20 protein-coding genes and 2 pseudogenes are annotated in these 20,953 nt (G+C 56.3%); 11 read left to right on the forward strand and 11 right to left on the reverse strand.

Going from position 1 to position 20,953, the window contains the following annotated elements; all coding sequences use genetic code 11:
* The first annotated feature begins 36 nt into the window (after nt 1-36).
* A complete protein-coding gene (locus AB8B33_RS37640; protein WP_130763051.1) occupies nt 37-480 on the forward strand; it encodes a hypothetical protein in 444 nt (147 codons plus the stop codon).
* Nucleotides 481-647: 167 nt separating this feature from the next.
* Here the strand turns inward: AB8B33_RS37640 and AB8B33_RS37645 are convergent, their stop codons facing one another.
* Nucleotides 648-905: a hypothetical protein gene (locus AB8B33_RS37645; RefSeq protein ID WP_164565914.1), complete on the reverse strand. Its 258-nt coding sequence runs from the start codon at nt 903-905 to the stop codon at nt 648-650.
* A gap of 268 nt (nt 906-1,173) precedes the next feature.
* On the opposite strand from AB8B33_RS37645, the gene AB8B33_RS37650 reads away from it, so the two are divergent.
* From AB8B33_RS37650 to AB8B33_RS37660, 3 genes are all read left to right on the forward strand, one after another.
* Complete coding sequence (locus AB8B33_RS37650) at nt 1,174-2,769, forward strand: sensor histidine kinase (RefSeq protein ID WP_130763053.1); 1,596 nt, start codon at nt 1,174-1,176, stop codon at nt 2,767-2,769.
* On the forward strand, nt 2,750-3,379 hold the full coding sequence (locus tag AB8B33_RS37655; RefSeq protein WP_130763054.1) for a response regulator transcription factor: 630 nt from the start codon (nt 2,750-2,752) through the stop codon (nt 3,377-3,379). Before AB8B33_RS37650 ends, AB8B33_RS37655 begins: the two co-directional genes overlap by 20 nt.
* Nucleotides 3,380-3,458: 79 nt before the next feature.
* Nucleotides 3,459-3,830 carry a response regulator transcription factor gene (locus tag AB8B33_RS37660; protein ID WP_130763055.1) on the forward strand — a complete coding sequence of 124 codons (372 nt, stop codon included), beginning with the start codon at nt 3,459-3,461 and terminating at the stop codon, nt 3,828-3,830.
* A 24-nt stretch (nt 3,831-3,854) separates the two neighbouring features.
* Here AB8B33_RS37660 and AB8B33_RS37665 read toward each other — a convergent pair whose 3' ends face one another.
* Complete coding sequence (locus tag AB8B33_RS37665; protein WP_125849383.1) at nt 3,855-4,220, reverse strand: winged helix-turn-helix transcriptional regulator; 366 nt, start codon at nt 4,218-4,220, stop codon at nt 3,855-3,857.
* 119 nt (nt 4,221-4,339) lie between these two features.
* Here AB8B33_RS37665 and AB8B33_RS37670 point away from each other — a divergent pair, with 119 nt between their 5' ends.
* Nucleotides 4,340-5,326, forward strand: a complete 987-nt coding sequence (locus tag AB8B33_RS37670; RefSeq protein ID WP_130763087.1) for an MDR family oxidoreductase — start codon at nt 4,340-4,342, stop codon at nt 5,324-5,326.
* Nucleotides 5,327-5,406: 80 nt separating this feature from the next.
* A complete protein-coding gene (locus AB8B33_RS37675) occupies nt 5,407-5,913 on the forward strand; it encodes a hypothetical protein (protein WP_130763056.1) in 507 nt (168 codons plus the stop codon).
* Between the two features lie 30 nt (nt 5,914-5,943).
* Here the strand turns inward: AB8B33_RS37675 and AB8B33_RS37680 are convergent, their stop codons facing one another.
* The 5 genes and pseudogenes from AB8B33_RS37680 to AB8B33_RS37700 form a co-directional block, all read right to left on the reverse strand.
* Nucleotides 5,944-6,975 carry an NADP-dependent oxidoreductase gene (locus tag AB8B33_RS37680; protein WP_439019361.1) on the reverse strand — a complete coding sequence of 344 codons (1,032 nt, stop codon included), beginning with the start codon at nt 6,973-6,975 and terminating at the stop codon, nt 5,944-5,946.
* Nucleotides 6,976-7,198: 223 nt separating this feature from the next.
* Nucleotides 7,199-7,423, reverse strand: a pseudogene (locus tag AB8B33_RS37685) (adenylate/guanylate cyclase domain-containing protein); the annotation flags it as partial.
* A 137-nt stretch (nt 7,424-7,560) separates the two neighbouring features.
* Nucleotides 7,561-8,517, reverse strand: a complete 957-nt coding sequence (locus AB8B33_RS37690) for an HNH endonuclease (RefSeq protein WP_130738698.1) — start codon at nt 8,515-8,517, stop codon at nt 7,561-7,563.
* Between the two features lie 42 nt (nt 8,518-8,559).
* Nucleotides 8,560-10,914: a hypothetical protein gene (locus AB8B33_RS37695; RefSeq protein WP_130763059.1), complete on the reverse strand. Its 2,355-nt coding sequence runs from the start codon at nt 10,912-10,914 to the stop codon at nt 8,560-8,562.
* The gene (locus AB8B33_RS37700) at nt 10,911-11,723 is read right to left on the reverse strand and encodes a hypothetical protein (RefSeq protein ID WP_439019362.1); all 813 of its coding nucleotides are present in this window, start codon (nt 11,721-11,723) and stop codon (nt 10,911-10,913) included. The genes AB8B33_RS37695 and AB8B33_RS37700 overlap by 4 nt, the downstream gene beginning before the upstream one ends.
* On the opposite strand from AB8B33_RS37700, the gene AB8B33_RS37705 reads away from it, so the two are divergent.
* Nucleotides 11,713-13,071, forward strand: coding sequence for a hypothetical protein (locus AB8B33_RS37705; protein ID WP_439019363.1), 1,359 nt, complete (start codon nt 11,713-11,715; stop codon nt 13,069-13,071). The two genes, AB8B33_RS37700 and AB8B33_RS37705, sit on opposite strands and share 11 nt — an antisense overlap.
* Nucleotides 13,068-14,894, forward strand: a complete 1,827-nt coding sequence (locus AB8B33_RS37710) for a TniQ family protein (protein ID WP_165418297.1) — start codon at nt 13,068-13,070, stop codon at nt 14,892-14,894. The genes AB8B33_RS37705 and AB8B33_RS37710 overlap by 4 nt, the downstream gene beginning before the upstream one ends.
* Before the next feature lie 423 nt (nt 14,895-15,317).
* Here the strand turns inward: AB8B33_RS37710 and AB8B33_RS37715 are convergent, their stop codons facing one another.
* On the reverse strand, nt 15,318-15,875 hold the full coding sequence (locus AB8B33_RS37715) for a dihydrofolate reductase family protein (RefSeq protein WP_197727796.1): 558 nt from the start codon (nt 15,873-15,875) through the stop codon (nt 15,318-15,320).
* Between the two features lie 974 nt (nt 15,876-16,849).
* On the opposite strand from AB8B33_RS37715, the gene AB8B33_RS37720 reads away from it, so the two are divergent.
* From AB8B33_RS37720 to AB8B33_RS37730, 3 genes and pseudogenes are all read left to right on the forward strand, one after another.
* Nucleotides 16,850-17,044, forward strand: coding sequence for a hypothetical protein (locus AB8B33_RS37720; protein ID WP_130659481.1), 195 nt, complete (start codon nt 16,850-16,852; stop codon nt 17,042-17,044).
* A 93-nt stretch (nt 17,045-17,137) separates the two neighbouring features.
* Entirely contained in the window at nt 17,138-17,362 is a 225-nt protein-coding gene (locus AB8B33_RS37725) for a hypothetical protein (RefSeq protein WP_130659482.1), read from the forward strand.
* Between the two features lie 86 nt (nt 17,363-17,448).
* Nucleotides 17,449-17,799: pseudogene (locus AB8B33_RS37730) on the forward strand (Ku protein); the annotation flags it as partial.
* 396 nt (nt 17,800-18,195) lie between these two features.
* On the opposite strand, the gene AB8B33_RS37735 reads toward AB8B33_RS37730, so the two are convergent.
* The 3 genes from AB8B33_RS37735 to AB8B33_RS37745 all read right to left on the reverse strand — a co-directional run bounded on the left by AB8B33_RS37735 (nt 18,196) and on the right by AB8B33_RS37745 (nt 20,939).
* Nucleotides 18,196-18,816, reverse strand: coding sequence for a dual specificity protein phosphatase family protein (locus tag AB8B33_RS37735; RefSeq protein WP_130763066.1), 621 nt, complete (start codon nt 18,814-18,816; stop codon nt 18,196-18,198).
* 102 nt (nt 18,817-18,918) lie between these two features.
* On the reverse strand, nt 18,919-19,803 hold the full coding sequence (locus AB8B33_RS37740) for an inositol monophosphatase family protein (protein ID WP_130763067.1): 885 nt from the start codon (nt 19,801-19,803) through the stop codon (nt 18,919-18,921).
* A 56-nt stretch (nt 19,804-19,859) separates the two neighbouring features.
* Nucleotides 19,860-20,939, reverse strand: coding sequence for an ABC transporter substrate-binding protein (locus AB8B33_RS37745; protein WP_390890667.1), 1,080 nt, complete (start codon nt 20,937-20,939; stop codon nt 19,860-19,862).
* Nucleotides 20,940-20,953: the final 14 nt, after the last annotated feature.

Consider the following 20,953-nt stretch of genomic DNA (forward strand, 5'->3'; position numbering starts at 1 on the left):
TTTGTCTGCTGACGTTGATTGCCGGAGAGGTTCCCGATGCCAAAAAGCACAAAAAAGGAGCTGCCGAAATTTGCTTGGCCGGAGGTCGAAGTGGGAGATTGGGCTGGAGAATTCGCCCAACGTCCATCCGGATCGATCGGCCAGCACGTTCAACCTGGACCTCCGGAGATGTCAGTCGAATTTACATACCTCATAGTAGGCGCGGTCGTGATCTCGCCTAGCACAAAAATGCGGTGGCCTGCGGTCGTTTCGTTCTGGGTACGCACTCCGCTGACGCCGCAGCGCGTCGAAGCTGGGTTTATGTTCAATTCAGAAAACATGCCGTCCTTCAACCTTGGGCTTGAGGTTACAAGGCAGCAATTTACCGAAATGGTGTGGCTCTTTAGCCAGAAACTCCTGAACAACTTCCATTTCAACGTCGGCCATGGCGCCGAAAACCATTGGCCAGTCAAAAGCTGGGGCGCCAGCTTTCAGCTGTAGCCGTGTAGACACAAGCCCGGAGATAGACCCTCCCCCTTGTCGTAGCAGTGCAGTGAAAACTCAACCGGACCCGCTTGTTTCCGAACTCTCGCGGCTTAAAAAGGGTCAATCTACCGCACGAAGTTCTTGGCGTCGGCAAGGGTACGCTGACATTACAGATCCGGTCGTCATCGACTTAATTCAGCGGAGATATCGCGCAGGTTGCGTACAACAAGTGGGAAAGCAGGATCGTTAGCCAAGTCACTGGCAAGCTCTTCAGCAAAATCGGCTGCCGCACGGCGTTCGTCCCCCTGCATTAGATACTCGGGAAAATGAAAGCGCAACCAGTCCATTAAATCGGCAGCGTTCCACGGGTCCCGTCTATCGATTGCCCGTAAGAGCCGTTCGCGCATCATGACTTCGTGTGAGTTTCTATCATTGGGCAACGTCGTTTCTCCCAAGCACACCCGAGATCAAAACTACAAGGGCGGGCTTAAATAATCTATCAGCTTCCTTCATGACGTTCTGCGCATCCAAAGACTTGAGAGGACACCACGCCGTGATTGATGACTGCCGGATCTTACAATACCCCGAGAGACGGCCCATTACCGATCCACCGATCGCGACGTCGAAACGTTACCTTAGACCAGAGTACAGGTGACATCGCTGTTGAGGGTGGTACGGTTTTTGCGCACTGGGGGCTTTGCGATCGGGATGACATCAGCACATTTTTTTAATGGTCGAACGGACAACGGCCACAGCACGGTTCTTGCTGCTGTGGCGCTGGCTCTTGCTGGGACCATCTTTTACATTGACACATTCACCAACATCGAGGGCGCAATCGCGGTCCTCTATGTAATCGCCCTCCTTCTGCTTGGGGATATCCTAACTCCCCGCGGCCATGTGACCGCATGCGTGGCGGCAGTTGGGCTTGCCGCCGCGTCGTACGTCTACGCTCACAGCGACGCGCTTATCGACCTGCAATCGTTGCTTCGGCTGAGCGTCGCTCTGGCCGCACTTGTCATCACGACGTCTCTGCTGATGCGAAATGAAGCGTCACGGTCCGAGCTAATCGCCACTAACGCCGCACTTCGCGAGAGCGAGAGTAGGTATCGAGCCATTTTTGAGCGCACGAAAGTCGCACTCTGGGAACGCGACTATTCCGCTGTGCGAGAGATTTTGTTCTCGCTGAAGGCTCAAGGGGTCGACGACATTCGAGAGTATGCGCGACAACAGCCAGAAATCGTCGATAGATGCGTCGCAGCGGTTCGGACTGTGGCGGCGAACGAGGCGGCGGTCGAACTATTGGGTCGAAATGCAATTGATCAGACGCCGGGTTCGCTACGACGGATCCTGCCGCCCGGCGATGAGACCTTCCTTGACCTGATGGAAGCAATATTCCTGGGCCGCCGTTCATTTTCCGACAGCGTGACCGTGGTCGGCGACGATGGGGAAAGGAAGCTTGTTCTTCTAACGGTCAGCTTCCCGGAGGATGCCACCGCGTTCAACCGGGTGGTCACCGGTATGGTGGACATCACGCAGCGTGAGCTTGCTCAAAAGGCGTTGCAGGATGCGCGAGCAGAACTTGCCGCATCGTCGAGAACAGCCGCGATCGGCGCTCTCTCGACATCGTTGGCACACGAGCTTAACCAGCCGCTTGGCGCGATAATTGTGAGTGCACAAACACTGGTCAGATGGCTGGACCGCGATCCACCCGATCTTGCCGCCGCAAGGCGGGCAACGGACCGGATTGTCCGAGATGGCGAGCGAGCAAGCGAGATCATCAAGCAAACACGGAGCAGGATCGAACAGACACAGAGCGAACCAACGAGCGTGGACCTCGTGCATCTAGTCGAGGAGACATGCGCGATTATGGACGCAGAGTTTGACGGGCATCGGGTGAAGCACAAGATCATCACTTCCAAGTCCGTTCCGCAGGTCATCGCCATGCGGATCGAGCTCCAGCAGGTTCTGATAAACCTCGTAACGAATGCAATCCAGGCTCTTGCCAACTCCCGGCAGGCAAATCCGCAGGTGTATATCGAGGTCCGCCCCGGGGATGGCGATCAGGTCGTGATCTCGGTTGCCGACAATGGTCCCGGCATCGCGGAAGACGCCGTTGATAAGCTCTTCGCGCCCTTCTTCACCACCAAAGAGACAGGGATGGGAATTGGCTTGTCTGTCTGCAAGACCTTCGTAGAGGCGATAGGCGGAAGATTGACCGCTCGAAACAACGCTTCGGGCGGCGCGGTGTTCGAACTTTCTCTTCCACTGGTCGGAGCTAAAAAGCATGAAACGCAATACGCATGAACAGGTCGCACCGACGGTCTATTTGTTGGATGACGACCACTCGATACGTGAATCTTTGAGCGACCTGTTTCTATCCGTAGGCATCCCTGCAAGAAGTTTTGGATCTTCTAAGGAATTCCTTGAGGAGGCAGACGTCGCAGCGCCTGGCTGCATCCTGCTTGATGTCCGACTTCCTGGGGTCAGCGGTCTGGATTTTTATCGCGAACTCAATCGCATTGGTAGCAAGCTACCCGTGATTTTCCTCACCGGGTACGGCGATATTCCGATGGGCATCCAGGCAATGAAGGACGGAGCAGTAGACTTTCTCACCAAGCCATTCCGCGACCAGGACGTCCTTGACGCGGTGAACGTCGCATTGGCGAGGGATGCGGCGGCTCGAGAAGCCGTCGCCGCCACCCAGGATGTCCGGCGGCTGTTGGAAAGTCTGACACCGCGAGAACGCGAGGTTTTAACAGCAGTGAACAAGGGATTGATGAACAAACAAATCGCATACCAGCTGGGCATCAGTGAGGTGACGGTGAAACTGCATCGCGGTAGCGTTATGAGGAAGATGCAGGTCCGAACGCTCGCAGATCTCCTCAAAAAGATGCACCAAATCACCGGAACCTAGACCCAGGTGTGGTATCGAAGCGCTCGGCGAGAGCGCATAACTCAATCCGTGTCCAACTTTCACATTCAGGCTTCCGAAATTGCCCATTTCCAAGACCATCGCGGTCGTTGACGACGATCTTGCCATCCGCGAGGCACTCGACGACCTCATGGTGTCCTGTGGATACGAGAGCCGTTTATTTTCGTCAGCCGAACACTATCTTGCGGCGCCCGATCGCGAGAATTTTGATTGTATGCTCCTAGATGTCGACATGCCCGGCGGCTTGAGCGGCCTGGATTTGCAAAAGATCCTGAGCACGGATCAAAAGCGGCCGCCGATCATTTTCGTCACATCGTATCTTGACGGACGTACTAAAGCCCAGGCGATGGACGGCGGAGCATTTGCATTCCTCGGCAAGCCCATCGACGTGAAGGCTCTCCTAGCCCATGTGGAATCCGCGCTGCAGTTATAAGAATGCTGGTCTGGAAACCTGTGTTCAGGCCTGACAGTGAGGTTCGAGCGGGGGCAGCTTTTGCTGCTCAAGCCGGTAACGCTCACCCCAGTCCCGCAGGCTCAACATTACGGGCGCTAGAGTTCGCGCCAAATCGGTCACCTCGTACTCTACGCGCGGGGGAACAACCGGGAAAACGTGGCGTGTCACCAATCCATCCTCTTCAAGCTCACGCAGTTGAAGTGTGAGCATGCGTTGAGTCGCGCTCGGGATGAGCCTCGTGAGTTCCATAAACCGCTTCTTTCCCATCAGAAGATTGAAGAGGATTAGAGGCTTCCATACACCGCCGATGACAGACAGCGTCAATTCGACCGCACAGTCGCTCTTCGGATTTAGGCGTTTAGGTCTCACAAGATCCTCCGTGGGCTATACTTACAAAAATGGTCGTATGAGCTATAATTGTGGGTTCTTTCAATGATCGCCGCAAGCCCCTAAAAGTCATAGCAATTCTTAATCGAAAGGAACGTGCCATGACATTCCGGGCTATCCTCGCTAATCGTGCTCCCGACGGCGCCGTCACCACCTCGGTCGAAGTCTTGGAGGATCGGATACTTCACGATGGGGAAGTGAAGGTCGCGGTTGAGTGGTCGAATGTGAACTACAAGGACGCGATTGCTATCCTGACCCCTCGGATCATCAAGTCCTTTCCACTAATCCCCGGGATCGATTTTGCAGGCACTGTCGCAAGCTCGCGCGACGACCGTTTTAAAGTCGGGGACAAAGTTGTCGCTACTGGATGGGGGCTCAGCCAGGATCATCACGGAGGCTATGCGCGGCAAGCAAGCGTCAATGGCGATTGGCTGGTAAAACTGCCAGGGTCGATCAGCACCCGCGATGCGATGGCAATCGGAACCGCAGGCTTTACGGCCATGTTGAGCGTACTTGCACTCGAACATAGCGGCATCATTCCCGAGCGTGGGGACATCCTCGTGACCGGCGCGTCCGGCGGCGTCGGTTCTATTTCGATCGCCATCCTGGCCGAGTTGGGCTATCGGGTGATTGCTTCGAGTGGCAAGTCCGCTGAGGCCGATTACCTGAAGTCGCTGGGTGCTTCTGAAGTTATGGACCGCGCCCTGCTCTCGGAGGACGGTCCGCCGCTAGGGGTCGATCGTTGGGCGGGCGCTGTCGATGCGGTCGGTGGCAAGACCCTTGTAAATATCTTGAGCCAGACCAAGTACCGCGGTGCCGTGACAACCTGCGGCTTTGTAGGCGGAATGGAGCTTCCAGCTTCGATATTGCCCTTTATATTGCGGGGTATCACTCTTTGTGGGATCGATTCCGTCAATGCGCCACAGTCTCTACGTGAGGTAGCGTGGAAACGCTTGGCGACCGATCTGGATCTTAGGAAACTCGGCTCCATGGTGAGCGAGGTCGGGCTTAATGAAGTCAGGGGCGTTGCCGAAAACATGCTTCAAGGCAAGGTTCGCGGCCGTACGCTAGTCGACGTGAACCGCTGAGAAACTCGACAGGTGCACCAGGTTGTGACCATACTCGCCCTCGGGTTGAAATTCACTGAACTTCGTCGGGGGACGTTTTCATGGACCTTCTCATCAACCGCAGGGGGGTGCTGTTAGCGGTGCCCGCCGGATTGTTGTCGAGCTGCGGGCTAGGTGCAAACACCGCAGATGTAAGCCGGACTGTCGCATTCGAGAGCCTTGTGCGGCAGATAAAACATGACATTGGGACCTATATATACCGACACCAAAATGACAAATCAGCAGTGGGAAGCGGGAAAGTTTGCGCTGGCGCGGTGGATTTCATCGTATCGAAAGTAGCGATAACGGTCACTGCTAAAGTCGATCAAACAACGTCCGGAAGTGGTGGACTGCAGGTCCCAGTGAACCTTGCAACATTGGACGGCAGTGTCGGCGTATCTAGGGTGTTGAACGATACGATTACCACGAAGCTTTCAATTTTCCCGTTAACAGCGGCAGCCGATGCCGAGATCGAAGACGAAAGCTCGAAGAAACAGCGCATCATTAACCCACCATTCGCAAACACGATTGATGTTACCTTTGTCGGAACAGGCGAAGGCTTCGGCTGAGAGGCACCGCAATGTTAGGATGTAGATAGGTTATCGCGAGCCAGAAGAGACTCGAACGAGAAGCTTCCCAAAGTTTTTGCCCGAAAGCATCCCGATGAATGCATCGGGCGCGTTCTCCAAGCCGTCAACGATATCTTCGCGGTACTTGATCTTCCCTGACGCAACAAGCGGTCCGATTTCCTGCCGGAAGGCGGTGTAGTGCTCCTTGACGAACTCGGTGTTGATGAATCCTCGCATCAGCAGGCTTCGTCTCAGCACGGCGGACATCGTGGCAGGCAGCTTGTCATGATCTGATGAGCTCGCACCGTTGTAGTTAGCGATCAACCCGCAAACGGGGACACGTCCATAAAGGTTCATCAGCGGCAGAACGGCGTCCCACACCGGACCTCCAACGTTTTCGAAATAGACGTCAATACCGTCTGGGCATGCGTTTGCGAGATCGGACGCAAAACCCTTAGATCGATGATCGACAACTGCATCGAAGCCGAGCTCGTCTCTCACATAGGCACACTTCTCCTGGCCGCCCGCGATGCCGACGGCCCTCGCACCTGCTAACTTCGCGATTTGCCCCACCAAGGATCCTACCGGCCCTGAGGCCGCGGCGACAACAACCGTCTCGCCTTTTTTGGGCTGCCCAATCACTTTCATGCCGCTATAAGCCGTGAACCCCGGCATTCCGAGCACACCGATGGCCGTGGTCACTGGTGCTCCGTGGGTATCGACATGCTGTATGGACTCCCCCTTTAGAACGGCGTCCGTGCACCATCCAGTCCGAGCACGGACGATTTCACCAGGTTTGAAGTCCTGGTGTCTGGAGCGAGTCACTTCGCACACCGTCTCCCCCTCCATGACGCCGTCAATCGCCACTGGCGCGGCATACGATTTCGCGTCGCTCATGCGGCCGCGCATGTAAGGATCCAAAGAGAGGTAGAGCACGCGAAGTGTCACTTCGCCTTCTTGCGCTTCGGGCAGCTGGCGGTCTTCAAGTCGGAAGTTCTCGGAAGTTGGGGACCCTGAAGGTCGGCTGGCGAGGACGATCTGTTGCGCGGTGGTCATGGGCATTTCCCTGGTGAACTCGATTACCGACCGATAGATTGTATTTTGTGACCGGAAGACAAGACCTCAGAATTGAGTTACGGCCACCAGCCAGATTTGCGCCGGTGCAGCGGTGCTTAGGTCAAAGATCAGCGACAAATTCATTGGTGTCGGAAAACACCACTGCAGCGAGACCCGGCGGAGAGTTTGACTTCCAACCGGCACGCGGCTCTCGGAGTTCCGAAGTCCATCAGCTGAACGTGAAGACCTCGATGGGCTTCGCCACACCTCGAAGTTCAAATGATCCCAGCCCCTCCATCCGCGCGTCCTTTCCCACGGCCTCAACGAAATCGTCGGACAGCAGAACCGGCTTCTTTGTGGTCTTTGTAAGCTTTTCCAGCCTCGAAGCGAGGTTCACGGCGGGACCGATAACGGTGAAATCCAGCCTTTTTCGGGATCCAATATTGCCGTACAATTCTCCTCTTCTTCCCCGCAGGGATCATAAGTGGAAAATTCCAGTTCCAAATGGCCTAAATTATTGGGGGCACGTCAGGGACAATGAAGCGGCTCCGACCGTTTCCAGAGCGGCTGTTAGGGATTGCGCCTCACGCGTCAGAGGGGAGTTGGGATAGGATCCACCATCTCAGCTTGACCGTTTACATCCGAGTTCAGCGCGGCCTTGAACATTAAATACTGCGCTCTCAAGAACTCTTTGGCGGCAAAGTGGACGATCTTGCGTCCTTCAAACTGATGGTATGTTGAGGTCTTTAGCTTCGGCGACACCATGACGATCCCGCTCTGAGGATGAATCGATAGGAGAAGCTTGTCGAATAATGTGTGGAGATCTGTCCGAAGAACGAGCCCGTTTCGAGTGTTGTTCCTGAAGGTGACAGACTCCGAAAATGGAACGATGTGCGCTACGTCTAAAATTTCAGGTATGCCGCATCTGCTGATGACGCAGCGCCCTTTGTAAAGCTGCATCAGCGCTGCCCTGAATTTGGCTTGATCCGGGCGAGCCTCTTGCCGAGTGAACCGCCGTTCAAAACCATTAAGGACCGCCGAGCTATCCGCGAGCAGAGCCTTCTCCTCGTCAGACATATATGATGGCGTGGCCAACTGCGTCTTCTTAGCAGCAATGAAGTCTGCGATCACAGAGCGAAATTCCGCCAACTCCGCATCTTCCAGCTCGTAAGATCGCAGGTGTCTGTGACTCAAAAGATGATCGATAGCAACGCTTTCGGAAGATCCACCGGGCCAGCCACGTAGCTTGTAGTGCGGGGTCAACAAGGCAACGCTGGTGAGGGTCGCGGAGGTTGAACTGCCATCAACGGTGACGTCATTGGCAATGCCTTCCGCTGTAAGACCCAGACCGCTCCCAAAACCAGGATCTTCATGAGCCCAAACGACAAGTTGGTCACCGTTTGCGACAGGCTGCCCAAGGCCGCCCGATATGCGCGACGGATTGGGAAAGGTCACTCTAATGTTTTCCCAATTCGAGCTTTGCTTAGGCCTTGGCTCCGCACCACCCAGGTGGAGTTCGCAGTTGATTTTTAAAAGGTAAGTTGTCATGCGCCCTCTGCGTTATAGATCCGAACGAGCTTACGCCCCCGATCAATCAGCATCACCGCCATCCGCACCACCATAGATATCCAGCAGCAGCTCTGGGTTCGACCCCTCGCCGCGCAGCTCTTCCAGCACCTGTTCCAGGATGCGGCCGTACTTTGCCAGCGGTTTCGCCCGGTCTCTATGTCGGAGGTCGGCTATCGTCTTCTCGACAGCTTTGACCAGCTTATCAGCTACCGGATCCTGACCATCAACAAGCGCGAACGGCTCGACAACGCGCCAACGAAGCAATCCGACCAGCAGCATCGGCGCGTACTGGAACCGGGTATAGGTCGACCCGAGGATCTCTTCGAACTCGTGGAGGACACGCTTGGCGATCCGATCGACGTCCTTGCGGGTCAGCAGCTTCGGTGCTGTCTCTGATCGCGAGAGCAAGAACGCCATCGCGGCAGTTTCTTTCTGCCACTTCCACGTATCGACCGTTTTCCCAAGAACCTTATGAATCGCCTGAAGTTCGATGTTCTGGTTGCTGGCAACGCGACCAAGCCCCTGGTAGGCAAGCTTCCAGCTGGCACCGTGAGTGAAAACTGGGTGTCCCCGAATTTCCCGGTCCCAAGCATCGAGAAGCCACTTTGACACGTCGGTTGGGCAGCGCCGAAATTGCCACGTCAGAAACCGGATGGACTGGGTCCCGATCCCGCCATCCTTCACACCTTTGCGGACTTCGTCGAGTGCGCGTTCGACCAGGCGGTCAAGCATCTCAATGGAGGCGGCGTCGACTTCAGACGGGATCATTCCATCGCTCGAAATCGCGTACTTTCCTCCTGGCCGGGCCGACAGGCGGTTGGCCAGCGAGGTCCAGTCTACGACGGGACTATCGGCATTTTTCTTTAGAAGGGTGAATAGGCCATCGCCGCGCGGGCTGTCGTTCCAGGCATCAATACCGCACGGCAGAACCAGTCGGCCCGGGATAGTCGGTGCGGGCTTCTGGAACCCCTCAAGCAGCTCGTCCCACTTTTGATCGAGCTCTGTCGCGCCATCCCAGTCGACTTGAAAATGATAACCCAACTTATGCGAATGGACCAGAATTTTGGCCCGACCGGATGCCGGGCTCTGCTCGACCCATAATTCGACGGGAATTGTCTGGTCGACTTTCACCCCGATGCTGACCTCGGCCTTACGAGGAAAGTCTGCGGTTTCCTTGCGCAGGAAGATTGAAAATCGATCTTGCCCCGCCTGGATTGCCAGCCGAGCAGGCTTGGGGCTCCGGTAAACTTCGCCAGCCGGGAGGGTTTCCTCGGAATCGACGAGGTCAAAACTCTCGACGGCGTCCCGACGCTGAACAATGGTCGATATCTGGGGCAAAAAATCGAAATAGATGGGGTCGCGTCGGCTCAGGCGACGAGCGGCCAACAGCGCTCCCTCGGCTACCGCGTTCGCATCTAGTGTTTGAACCTCGCGGCCAACGCTCTTCGACACCGCTGAATGCACGGCATCTTTGACTTGGCCTACTGCCAGCGTCTCGAAAAAAAGAATATCGCAGCCCTCGACATCGGCTCGCAGGTCAGGCAGGTCGCTGTTTTCGCTGAATTCCAACGAAGCTGGCAACGTGAGGACTTCCCAGTCACCGTTGTTTTTCCGAAGCGCCTCTGGCTCAACCGGAAGGCCAAGGGCCAGACGACCGTGGGCACGAGCCCAGATCAAATGCTCGGTGCGATCACTGGAAGAGGCAGCCACAACCGCTTCCCATGCCCGGAGCGCGAGGCTGGAATAGCCCCATCCGGACGTTATCAACTTGCCGACCGACTTGCGTTCCGGCGCCAACACGGTATCGCCATGACTACGCTCCCGCCGGACACGAAGGCGCTGCAGCGTTATTCCTCCAGCCGCCTGCGAGATCACCCCTACGATCTGCCCCTCTGAGACCGCGCCATTTTCAATAGCGAAAATGGTGGCCAGCACCGATCGCCATACGAGCAACGGCGTGGATATTTTTGCTTTCCGCAAAGCACTTAGGAGCCGTTCTTGAAGCAGTTCATCAGTTTCCGAATGGTCATCGAGACTGGCTACGCCGAAACCGGCCAAAGACGACATTCCTCTTAAGGCAGCCGTCAAATGCCCAAGAGGTGGATTGGCGTTCAACAGTTCCGTGACTCTGGTACGCTTTTCCGACGCTCCGATCGCACCCCAACCAGCACCAAGGCCATGGGGCGATATTGAAGCTTGGGCGCCCCCAACGAGGCCACCATCCGCTTTCGCCCCGGTTTCGACAACCACGCTGAAGATACCACCTTCAACAATGGACGACGGTACCTCCTTCTCCTCACCGTCGGAGAGGACGACCCAGTTTCTGGCCGCCTTGTCCCACCATCCATTTAGGTCGTAGCCGCACAGCTTTTTCATGGCATGTTCGCGTAGATTTCGGCGCGAGCGAAAGCGCGGATGGCGTCCAGCCCTTTCCGCAGCCCCTCGCCGGACGCTTCCATGGCGATGCCATCGACCCTCGTCCTGCGGCCTTTCGCGACTGTGGATTCGAACTCTCCATGCGATGGCGTGAGGATCAGCCCGTTCAAAAGAACCTCGGTCTGGCTGAATGGCTGGATTTCAACAAGCCGTTCGTTTGCTCGCTGAACCGCATCGCCGAGATCGACACGCGACAGTGCGTGCGGTGTCCATACGGCAACCCGGCGCGGCATTCCGCCAGAGCGGATATCAGAAATCCGAAGGGAGACATGGGCTCTGGTCAGAGCAAGCAGACGTCCGGGCGACTCTGGCCGAGATTGCACCTCAACGATCCGACCCGTATTTTTCAGCCAGAACACAGCAATGGGACGATCTTGCTCGAACCATCGGCCCAGGGAAGCTTCTGACCGCCAGACGATGGGAGACTGAGCCACAAGCTCGGCCTCCTCCAGTTCGCTGAGAGCTAAAACGACAGCAAGGACTGAAAAGTCGGTCCAGGTTTCGGCCTGCCACGCCCACAAATCGTCGAGGACCTTGTCCTCCTCAAGAAGACGACGCCAGGCCTCGTAGATCGCGTTGTAACTTGGCTCCTGCATCAGGACATAGTTCGGAACGATGCCTGCCTCGGCGGTACTGACTTCCAAATCGGCCAGCATCTGAGCGAACGCCTTACAGAAGCGACCGAAATGCTCGACCTGGCCATAGCGGCGGCTGCTCTTCGCCCGAGGGTGTTCGTTCATGCTCGACAAGCTATCGCTTCCAACATGTATCGAACTTTGCGAGCAAATCGGAAAGTCGGCGGCCAATCGAGGAAGCGCCATGGTTACTCGGCGTGACCACCGCCGCCATGCGCTCAATCTGGGTTTCGCGATTTTAAGACAGGGCGAACCTGGTGTTGTTCGGCTCCTCGACGATCTTTTGTCGAGGTCCGGGACAAGGAAACCTCGATCTGGTCACGACCTCTACGGACCTATCTTTGACGCGCTGAAATCAGGCCGCTTCCAGGCCACCGCCCTGGGCGACATATTAAACGCGCATGCCATTTCGCGTTACCCAAGCTTTTCACCGGCTTCCCTCGTTATCACAACACCCTCCGGACAAGTGGGCGTGATTGATATCGCGAAATCCAGCGGGGTTTCGGTGGACATGGTCGATGCCTACCTGCGCCAACACGGTTTGATGCGGGACGGAGGTTCGCATGTCCCGGCGGGAGTGGCGGACATCGCGGTGATCGCGCTGAGGTCGGCGATCGACATTCGGCAAGCCAGCGCCCTCATGGGCTTGAGCGTAGCGGAGATCGGAAGTATCGCTGTCTCGGGCCTTATCTCACGATTGATCGGCAACCCAGATTTGGACGGTATCTCAACGCGCCGTGACCAATATCACCGCGCCCAGTTGCAAGGCGTTCGAGATAATATTCTTGGGTATGTCGCCGGATACGATCCAAGCCTCGTGCCGCTTCGGCGGGCCGTGAGTAAAGTCGGATGCGAATTGGCGGATGCTTTGTCGGCTGTGATGCGCGGCGATGTCACCGAGGTCGCGCTCGATGGAACTTCGCCACTGATTCATAGCCTCCTCGTCAATCCAGCGGAGCTCACTAGGGCCTTGGATTTGGAGGGCTTAATCGGAGGAGCGTCGGTTCGCAGGCGGCTCCGTTTGAGCCAGGCCGCCTTCAAGGAAGTCGTCAAACGCGGTCTTATCACCGCTTGGATCGACGACGCTGACAACCCGGTGGCGGTTCATCCAAAAGCGCTGAGTACCTTCGAAAGCCGGTTCGCGAGTATTGGGGCGATCGCTTCCGACTACAACATCACGAGCAGTGTCGTCCGCGCGAGAATTGAGAGCGCTAAAATTATGAGAGCAATCGACGAGACACCGTTCAAGATCGAGCTTTATCGACGAGCGGATATCACGCGGATTGGTTTGAAGGGCCGCGGGGGCGCAAGGCGTCTTGTTGGTGGGATAGGACTGAAGGACCCGCCATCGTCCATACGGCGACCGCGCACGAATAGCCTTCGCGGCTGGACCTTAAGAACCATGGTCTGGAGGAACGGCTATTCAGTTTCCGCGAGACCAGCGGATGGTCTTCGCGCGTGACTGGTCTGTTCCGGGTCCCCCTGTTTGAAACGGAAAGTTTCCTTAGCTTTCTCTGCCGGATGTCGCGCGTAAACGGGAGGGACAGCGTTCGTGGGTTCCTGTCGGATTTCGCTCTCAGCTCGCGGGACATTATCAACGGTGATCATAAGGAATTGGAACGGCTTGGCGTTTTGTTCGACATGGACCCGAGCCTCCTGCACTCTCGCGCCATCAAGCCGATGGACGGTCAGCGTTATCTGTTCAACGGCGAAATCTACAATCGCCCTGCTCTTTCGCATTCTCGATTCCGCGTCTGTGCCTGCTGCCTCAGGGAAGATGATAGCGATAGGGATAGGAAGCCCGGAACGCGCCGCTATGCACGCTCGATATGGTCGATCCGCAGTGTTCACGCCTGCATCAAGCATAGCCGGAGGCTAACGTCCATAAACACCGAGCGCTCGCGCGTCCCTGACTTCTATAGGTTCATGGATGCCGCGAGTGATGCAATTTCGGGTTCAGAAAACGCGGAAAATCTGCTTCACGCCACAGATTTCGAAAGATTCGTGGCGGAACGTCTTTCAGGTGTGCGTGGGCACGGTGTCGTCCTTGATGCGATGCCCCTGCCCCAGAGCATCGATCTCTGTCAGATATTTGGTCTCGCTGTGCAGCTGGGTCGCGAGTTCAAGATACCTGACGTAAATGAAACCGAAATGCGGAACGCAATGGCACTAGGCTTCCATTCGTTGCGCGGTGGCAAACCGTCGATATTCGAAGCTCTGTCTCGAATACAAAGCGAACGCGCGAAATCAACCACTCGCGGAGGCCGCGCCCTTTACGGTCACCTCTATTATCTTCTTAGCGAGCAAACGCGAGGAGATGAGTACGACATCTTTAGAAAAATCGTCCATGAACACGCTACTGCGACGGCGGTCATGCTTCCGGATTCGCGGGTGTTCGAGCTCGTTGGCGAGAAAGGTTCCGCAAGTTTGAAAACAGTCGTGCTGGGCACCGGCCTCACCAGGAATACAGTAAGGCGTTACCTTAACGAATACTCTGTACGTTCCACGAATTCTAAGCTTGACGCCAACGGTTTCGTGGACGCCGAAACGGCGGCTCATGCAATTGAAATATTGGGCGATTCAATGTCGCTGCCAGCCGCTAGCCAACTTCTGGGATGGCAGGTCACGGACTTCCGCCGTTTGGTCGACCTTGGCATTGTTCGTCCTGTGTTGTCGCGAGTTACAAAAGGCAAAGGCCTTAAGCCCCGATACTCGCGTCAGAGCGTTCTAGAGCTTAAGAGCGGGCTTTCTTCGCGAGTCGTGACTGCGTCGACGGGTTTGATCACCATTCGCTTACTTGGCTCTCGCATTTCGTCTGGCCATGACGACGTGTTGCGAGCCGTGTTCGACGGCCGTCTAAGGACAATAGATCTCTTGGACGCCGGATCCATGCGCGACGCGGTTCTCGTCGACCTGTGGGAGGTTCTTCATAAAGTTGAGGGCGTTTTCCTTGGACCGAGAACCGTCACGAAAATACTCGGTTTTGAAGAAGGTACTTTGCCCGCGTTGGAGCGCTTCCAGGTTTTTACCGGACGTTTCGATGGACCATGGTCGATCTCCGCAAGCGACGTTGCCGCGTTCAATCAGAAATATATCACCTCTGCTCGTTTCAAGCGAGAAAGCGAGATGGGTCGTTATGATTTCGAAAAGCGAGTGAGTTTGCTTGGTATCGAGGCCGCGTTCCCGACGGACCAAATTGGACAGATGATCCTTCATCGCAAGGATGCAGCTCTGCTTATGACGTGCGATCCGGAGTCAGTGACATCCATTCCAACACGCCGATGATTATTTGAGTTTAATTGTTCTCCCTACTGCACGTTGGGCATGAGTGCAGCGGTCCCGGCCGAGAGCTACGGGGCGTGAGCGGACATCGCCACTCTCATTGCCAGGCCCGCGTGCCGCCTTTTCCAAAAACTATGTGACACGTCGGCTAGGTCCCGAATAGGCTAGCAAAATCAATTGGCTAAAATTCTGGGACAAAATCGGATGACTTTTGGGACATTGATGAGTTTATTACTCACCGTAAGTTGTTGATTTTGCTAGTAGCCGCCGGTCATTTTGTTTGAGTTTCTACAATCGCTTCGTGATCCTGCGCCTCCCATGATTCCCCGTTTTCTGTGACCGACCAACCAGCTTCTTAGGCGCGATAGCTCCCAGCCCGGTGATCGATTGTACGGATCGGCCGATTTGACGGCTGGGTCGACGGGCTCAGCGACGGACGCGGTAGCGGATGTGCGTGGCCTCGGGTGTATCGATCACCCGAACGATCTCCAACTCGACGCGCGATGGTAAGACTTCGAACATTCGGCGGCCACATCCGAACAAGACTGGAACCTGGTGTATTTGCAGTTCGTCGAGCACGCCAGCTTCCAGCGCCCGTTGCGCCGTATACGCGCCAAGCATCAACACGTCCCGGTCCCCGGCGGCGGCCTTCGCCTGCGCCATTGCGCTCGCGATCCCGTCGCTCACGTATTTGACCAACGGATAATTCGCGACGGATGGCCCGGGCGGCCTGTGACTGGGTACGAAGATCGCGACACCGTGATTGTCACCGCCCCAGTGATCGACCTGCTCCACGGTTCGCCGACCCGCCAGAATCGCACCTGGCGCGTTCCATTCGTCCCACAATTGTCCGACCGGTCCGGTCGGTCGGGAAAAATCCCCGTACCACTCGTGCAACCGCATAAAGTCGTCGCCGCCGGGAATGCCCACTTCATCGTTGGGCCCCGCGATATACCCGTCCAGTGACATGGACATGAAGAGCACTGATGTAGACACGTTTATCTCCTTTGGTCTTTTTCCAAACTGGGGCGGTGGGAATTCGCTCTGCGGATGAGCTATTGATGCAAAAGTTCGTTCACGCGAGTGCGCGGGCGAACGGTCTTGATGTTCCCAAGGACGCTCGAGCGACGCTGACGCCGACATCCCGAATACGGATTTTGGATACTGCCCTAAGGCACTTAAACTGCGACAGAGAGCTTGTGTCGGTTCGGGAAGGTGCCCGACGGGGTTCCTGTACCCCTTTTTGACCTTCTCGATGCATTTCCCTGGGCTTTTCGTCCGATCTCATCTTTAAACATCTCAATGACATCCGGGATGCCATCAATCAGGTTTCGCCCATTGGGAAGCAAGCGGGTACCGGTTCAGTATGCGTACGTGCTCTGTTTATTGTGCGGCGCGACTTCGTCGAATGATGGTCAGTGCAGCTGAGTTGACAGCGAAACCAGCCCGCCTGTAGTCACGAAAAATCGCTGGAATGCCAGCGATGTCTCCAACGAGACCTAAAGATAGGGCTCGACTATCTACGTATTGATTCTGCTCTCGATTCGCACCTGAGTGACTTACTCGGGAACGGGCGCGCGTGTCGACCGAAGGGCGGTACGATGGGGTCGGACGAACGTACATCATTTATTACTTCGCACCTGCGGTAATTATCATACGATTCAAAACGCTAAATAAATACAAAAATCAGTTGCTTACTCGAAATTTCTCGACTACGTTTTTTTACAGAGAAGGTCCGAAATACTGGCCCTTGTCGGCGATACCCAGCGGTCGTTTGACCCCGCTTGAGGGAGGATGATGACTTTGTTTGTGCGACTTCGTTTCTTCGCATTGGTGCAGCGAGCGTGTGATCTCGTCTCGATCTGATACCGACCTGCGACGGCAAGCTGACGCGTCGTAATCCCTTTGTTCCACTTTTCCTAGATGGTGCTCCCGTGTGGCGCGCCGCGAGGTGTGTTATGCAAAAGCAAGCTGTCGTATTCAATGGTCAGGAAGTCGGGATCGCGGTCTCTGTCGAAAACCGCCTCAAATTCATCGCTGTCCGCTTCAATGTCATCGACCTGGACAACAGGCTCTTCGACACGGTTACCGAAATCCGGCGCGCCATTACAGAGCATCTCGCCTCCAGCGGTCGTGCGATCACCTCGCACTGAATGGCAGGAGATATTCTTCAATGTCACTGGGATTGCAGGCTCACTTATGAAACCCTGCAAAGCTGCCGCGTTCAACTTGTGGGGAGATGAGGAATGTTGGTCACGAGCGTCCAAGAAACCGAATGGGCCGTGCTCTCGCTATCCGTTCAATCTTGGTATAGGCACTACAAGGCCAAACCGGACGACAAGACATCGGAAATAATCTGCAGCGCGGCAATCGACCTTTTCAATCGCGGCCATCGCACCCAGGAGGAACTCACCAGTATATTAATTGCGAGGTTCCCCCTGATCGCGCCTGCGCCCGCAGGCCTCCATTAATCGATCCGCGGCACTGGCAACATCTCGAATCCCAGCGCGCTCGAAGATACGAGCAGCTACAAAGTCTAATAGGCACTGGATGACGTGCCGTCGGGAACGAAGCCTTCGCCGTCATCCGTGATGCAATGAAATCCGACGAGGTGGTCGGGATTTCGAAGCTCGTGATGGGTCGCCGCGAGCGCGCGGTGGTCCTGGAACCGCGAGATGAAGGGATCGTTCTCTGGTCGCTTCGCTTCGGCGACGAGGTGCGTCCGGAGGAGGCCTATTTCGAAGATATCGATGAGAAGGCCGATCGCGATCTCGTTCCGCTCATCCAGCAGCTCATCAAGCAGAAGACCGCGCGATGGTCGCCCAACATGGTCAGCGACCCGATACAGGATGCCTTGCTGAGGCTCATCGAGGAGAAGAAGAAGCTTCTCAAGCCGAAGAAGGCGGCCAGTCGTTTGAGCACGGCAGGCCGTCCGGATTAGAACATCGCGGTAGGGGCGGGCGGGGGCTCTCCGCCCCAGACCCAATGCCCCTGAGGTGTAGCCGATACATTGCCTTGAAATCCGCGAAGTTTGCAAATCCGGCGAGGCGGGCCACTCTGACTATAGTCGTCGGGGCAACCGAACATTCGGTGGCGATTGACTGTAATGTCCCGAAGGCAATCAACTCCGGTTTTTCGAGCGCGATACGAATGACGCGTTCCGACTGCCCGTTGAACACGACCACCCGTGCCGCGATCATGTTTTTCAGATCACGCAAGTTCTTGGGTTGGCTGTTGGAAGTTTGAAGTTTCGTTATCATATCGATCGATACCGCATTGGAGCTATACCCTTGCCAGACGAAGCCTATTTTGCGGCGTCAATCATCCGTATCCACCCAGCCGCCCGCCGGGCGGCATCTGCGAGAACTGGCTTCGGCGCTTTATAATATTCGTCGATAGGCAACTCACGCTTTCGACGAACGAAATCGATCGCGTCGTCCAGTGTTGGAAACTCATTTGGCAACGTGAGATGCAGGAAGAGCGCTACGACTGCGACTGAACGAGAACGGCCACCACGACAATTGACGAGAACGCTGCCACGTTCGCGAAGCGGATAGGACGGTTTGTCAGGCAGGATCTGTTCAAGTGCTGCACGAAGGATATAGTGGGCGGCAACCATCTGGGTATCCGGATTTCCGGCGCCGTCTATGAGGCCCACCTTGTAATAGCGAATCTCCCCCGGCCCATAGACGCTGCCCTCATGATCCGAGACGATCTTGTCCTGCTGCACGAAATTGAAGTCGAGGTTGACGGCGCAGTTGACTACCGTCGTGATGCCGTTTCGGCGCAGAAGGCCGAGGTCGCTTGCCCCCTCCTTTCCCGATATGAAAATATCGACGCCGTAAAGCGGGTGCGATTGATAGATGCGGCTCAGTTTGGGCAGGGGTCTCTCGGCCTGTCCAATCGCGGCTTCAGATTTGTGCATGTGTCGTCTCCACGGCAGCTACCCCTGAGGCAGGCGGCGTTCAAAAAGTGATGGTCGATGGCAGGCTGCGCATCGACCGATGCGCCACCGCCGGTGATCCTGCTAGGCGGCCGCCCTGGCTACCCTGTTTTCGCAAATGGACCGTGCCACCCGCTCCAATGTCGGGTAGTGCGCGCCCTCGCCTGTAGCGACGTAACCAGGACAAAGGAAATCGGCAGCCCCTGCTGGAACCTTGCCCAGGGTCAACGGTTCATACCGCCCGCCGGCATTCTTCAGGATCAGCGTGGCTGCGGCAACGTCCCACGCGTTGACGCCAAATCCGGCGGCAGCATCAACCCATCCGGCGGCTACATGCGCTATGCTGAGAGCGGCGCTTCCGGGACGACGCAGCGTCGAAAAGGTCTCGACCAGTTCACCCATATTGGCGAGTGCGATCTCGCGACCGTCAAGCCGGAAATCCCGCGCCACCGGATAGCCGGTGATCAGCGTCGCATGCGCTTCCTCTGCAACCGCACGCGACCGCAGCGGACGATCGTTCAGATCGGCGCCCGCAAGATCTGCCGTGAACATCATTCCGGAAACTGGATCGAAGATCGCGCCGGCAACAACCTCCCCACCGATGACGGCGGCGATCGATACACACCAGAATGCCAGCCCACGGGCAAAGTTCGCCGTTCCGTCGATTGGATCGACATACCACTGAATATCCCCACTGCCCGTCTGTCCGCCCTCCTCTCCCATGATCGCCGAATTGGGCTCATGCTCGAGAATATAAGCCCGGATCGTCACCTCGGCACGCTTATCGTGGATGGTGACGACATCGTGGAGATCGACCTTGTAGTCGACGTCTATATTGGATCGGAAGGCTTGCAGCAGCGGCTCGCGTACGGCTAGCGCCGCGCCTTTGGCGATTTCCATCAACCTGCGGGATCGCTTAAGCGCGTCTTCATTGTCGGGGCTCGGGTTGACGCGAGTGGGGTTTTGCATCGGCATGTCCAGTCTGTCATATGGGAACAGGTTCCCGCGCTTCACGTCGGAATTTCTTACTTCGTGTAGTTTACCCGCCAGAAATCCTGCCATTCCTCGCGCCGGTCGAAATCATCCAGACCGGTGGACGTGTCATAGGCCTGCAGCTTGTCGGCGACCTTCATCAGGCCGGAAGGCTCGTCGTCCGGCATCCTGACGTCGCTATTGGTCGGCAGTTTACCGTCCTTCATCTGCGGCGCGATGCCCTCCTCGGTCAGGATATAGTGGATGAAGAGCTTTGCCGTATTCGGGCTTTGCGACTTGGCGGCGATCAGGCCGAGTTTGATATAGTTCCAGCCGACCCAGGGATCGAGCGTGGTGCAGATGCCGAGCTTGTAACCCTTGTCTTCGTTGTCACGGAATTTCGCAGAGCTCAACAGGCCGAAGAACGGTTCCTTCTGACCTGGTGCGCCCACGGCTTCCGATATCCGGTCGTCGCTATCTGTTGCCAACGGGGCATTCTGAGCCAGGGCCCTGATCCAGGCGGCAGCAGCGCTCTTTTCATCAGTCTGCAGCTCTTTGCCGAAATGCGCCTTATAGGCGGCAGCAACTGCATCGCTGCCGTGAGCATCGAGTTGATTGAACCAATCCGTGTAATTGCCCTTCGTCAGGGGGTCGATGATTGCAACCTTGCCTTTCCACTTCGGTTCCGTCAGCTCCCAGATGTTGGCCACGGGGCATTTGTCATAGGCCTCGGTGTTGTAGGCCCATACGTTTGCATTGGTTGAGATCGCCAGAGGATTCTGGAACTGCTTGGGGATCTTGGAGGCCATGTCCGCAGGGAGGTAGTTTTCGACGAACTTTTGCGGCAGCAACTGTGCCAACGCCGCCGGAGCATCGGTGATCAACACCACGTCGCCCTGAACGTTGTTGGATTGACTTTCTCGTATGATCATCTCGAGCTGGCTGTTGGCCGAAACCTTCATGCCCGTCGCCTTCAAACCGTATTTGGCGCTGAAGTTTTCGGCCATCTCAACGATCTTGCCGGTGCTGTCATAGACATTGATCGGCTTTTCGCCTTTGGCCGCGTTGACCAAAGCTTCGATATCGGCCGTATCGCCAGCGACTGCCGGAACAGCAAAAACCGCTGTCGCCATGGCGGCAATCGCCG

Origin of the sequence: Rhizobium sp. 768_B6_N1_8 (genome assembly GCF_051811225.1) — a bacterium.
GTDB lineage: Bacteria > Pseudomonadota > Alphaproteobacteria > Rhizobiales > Rhizobiaceae > Rhizobium.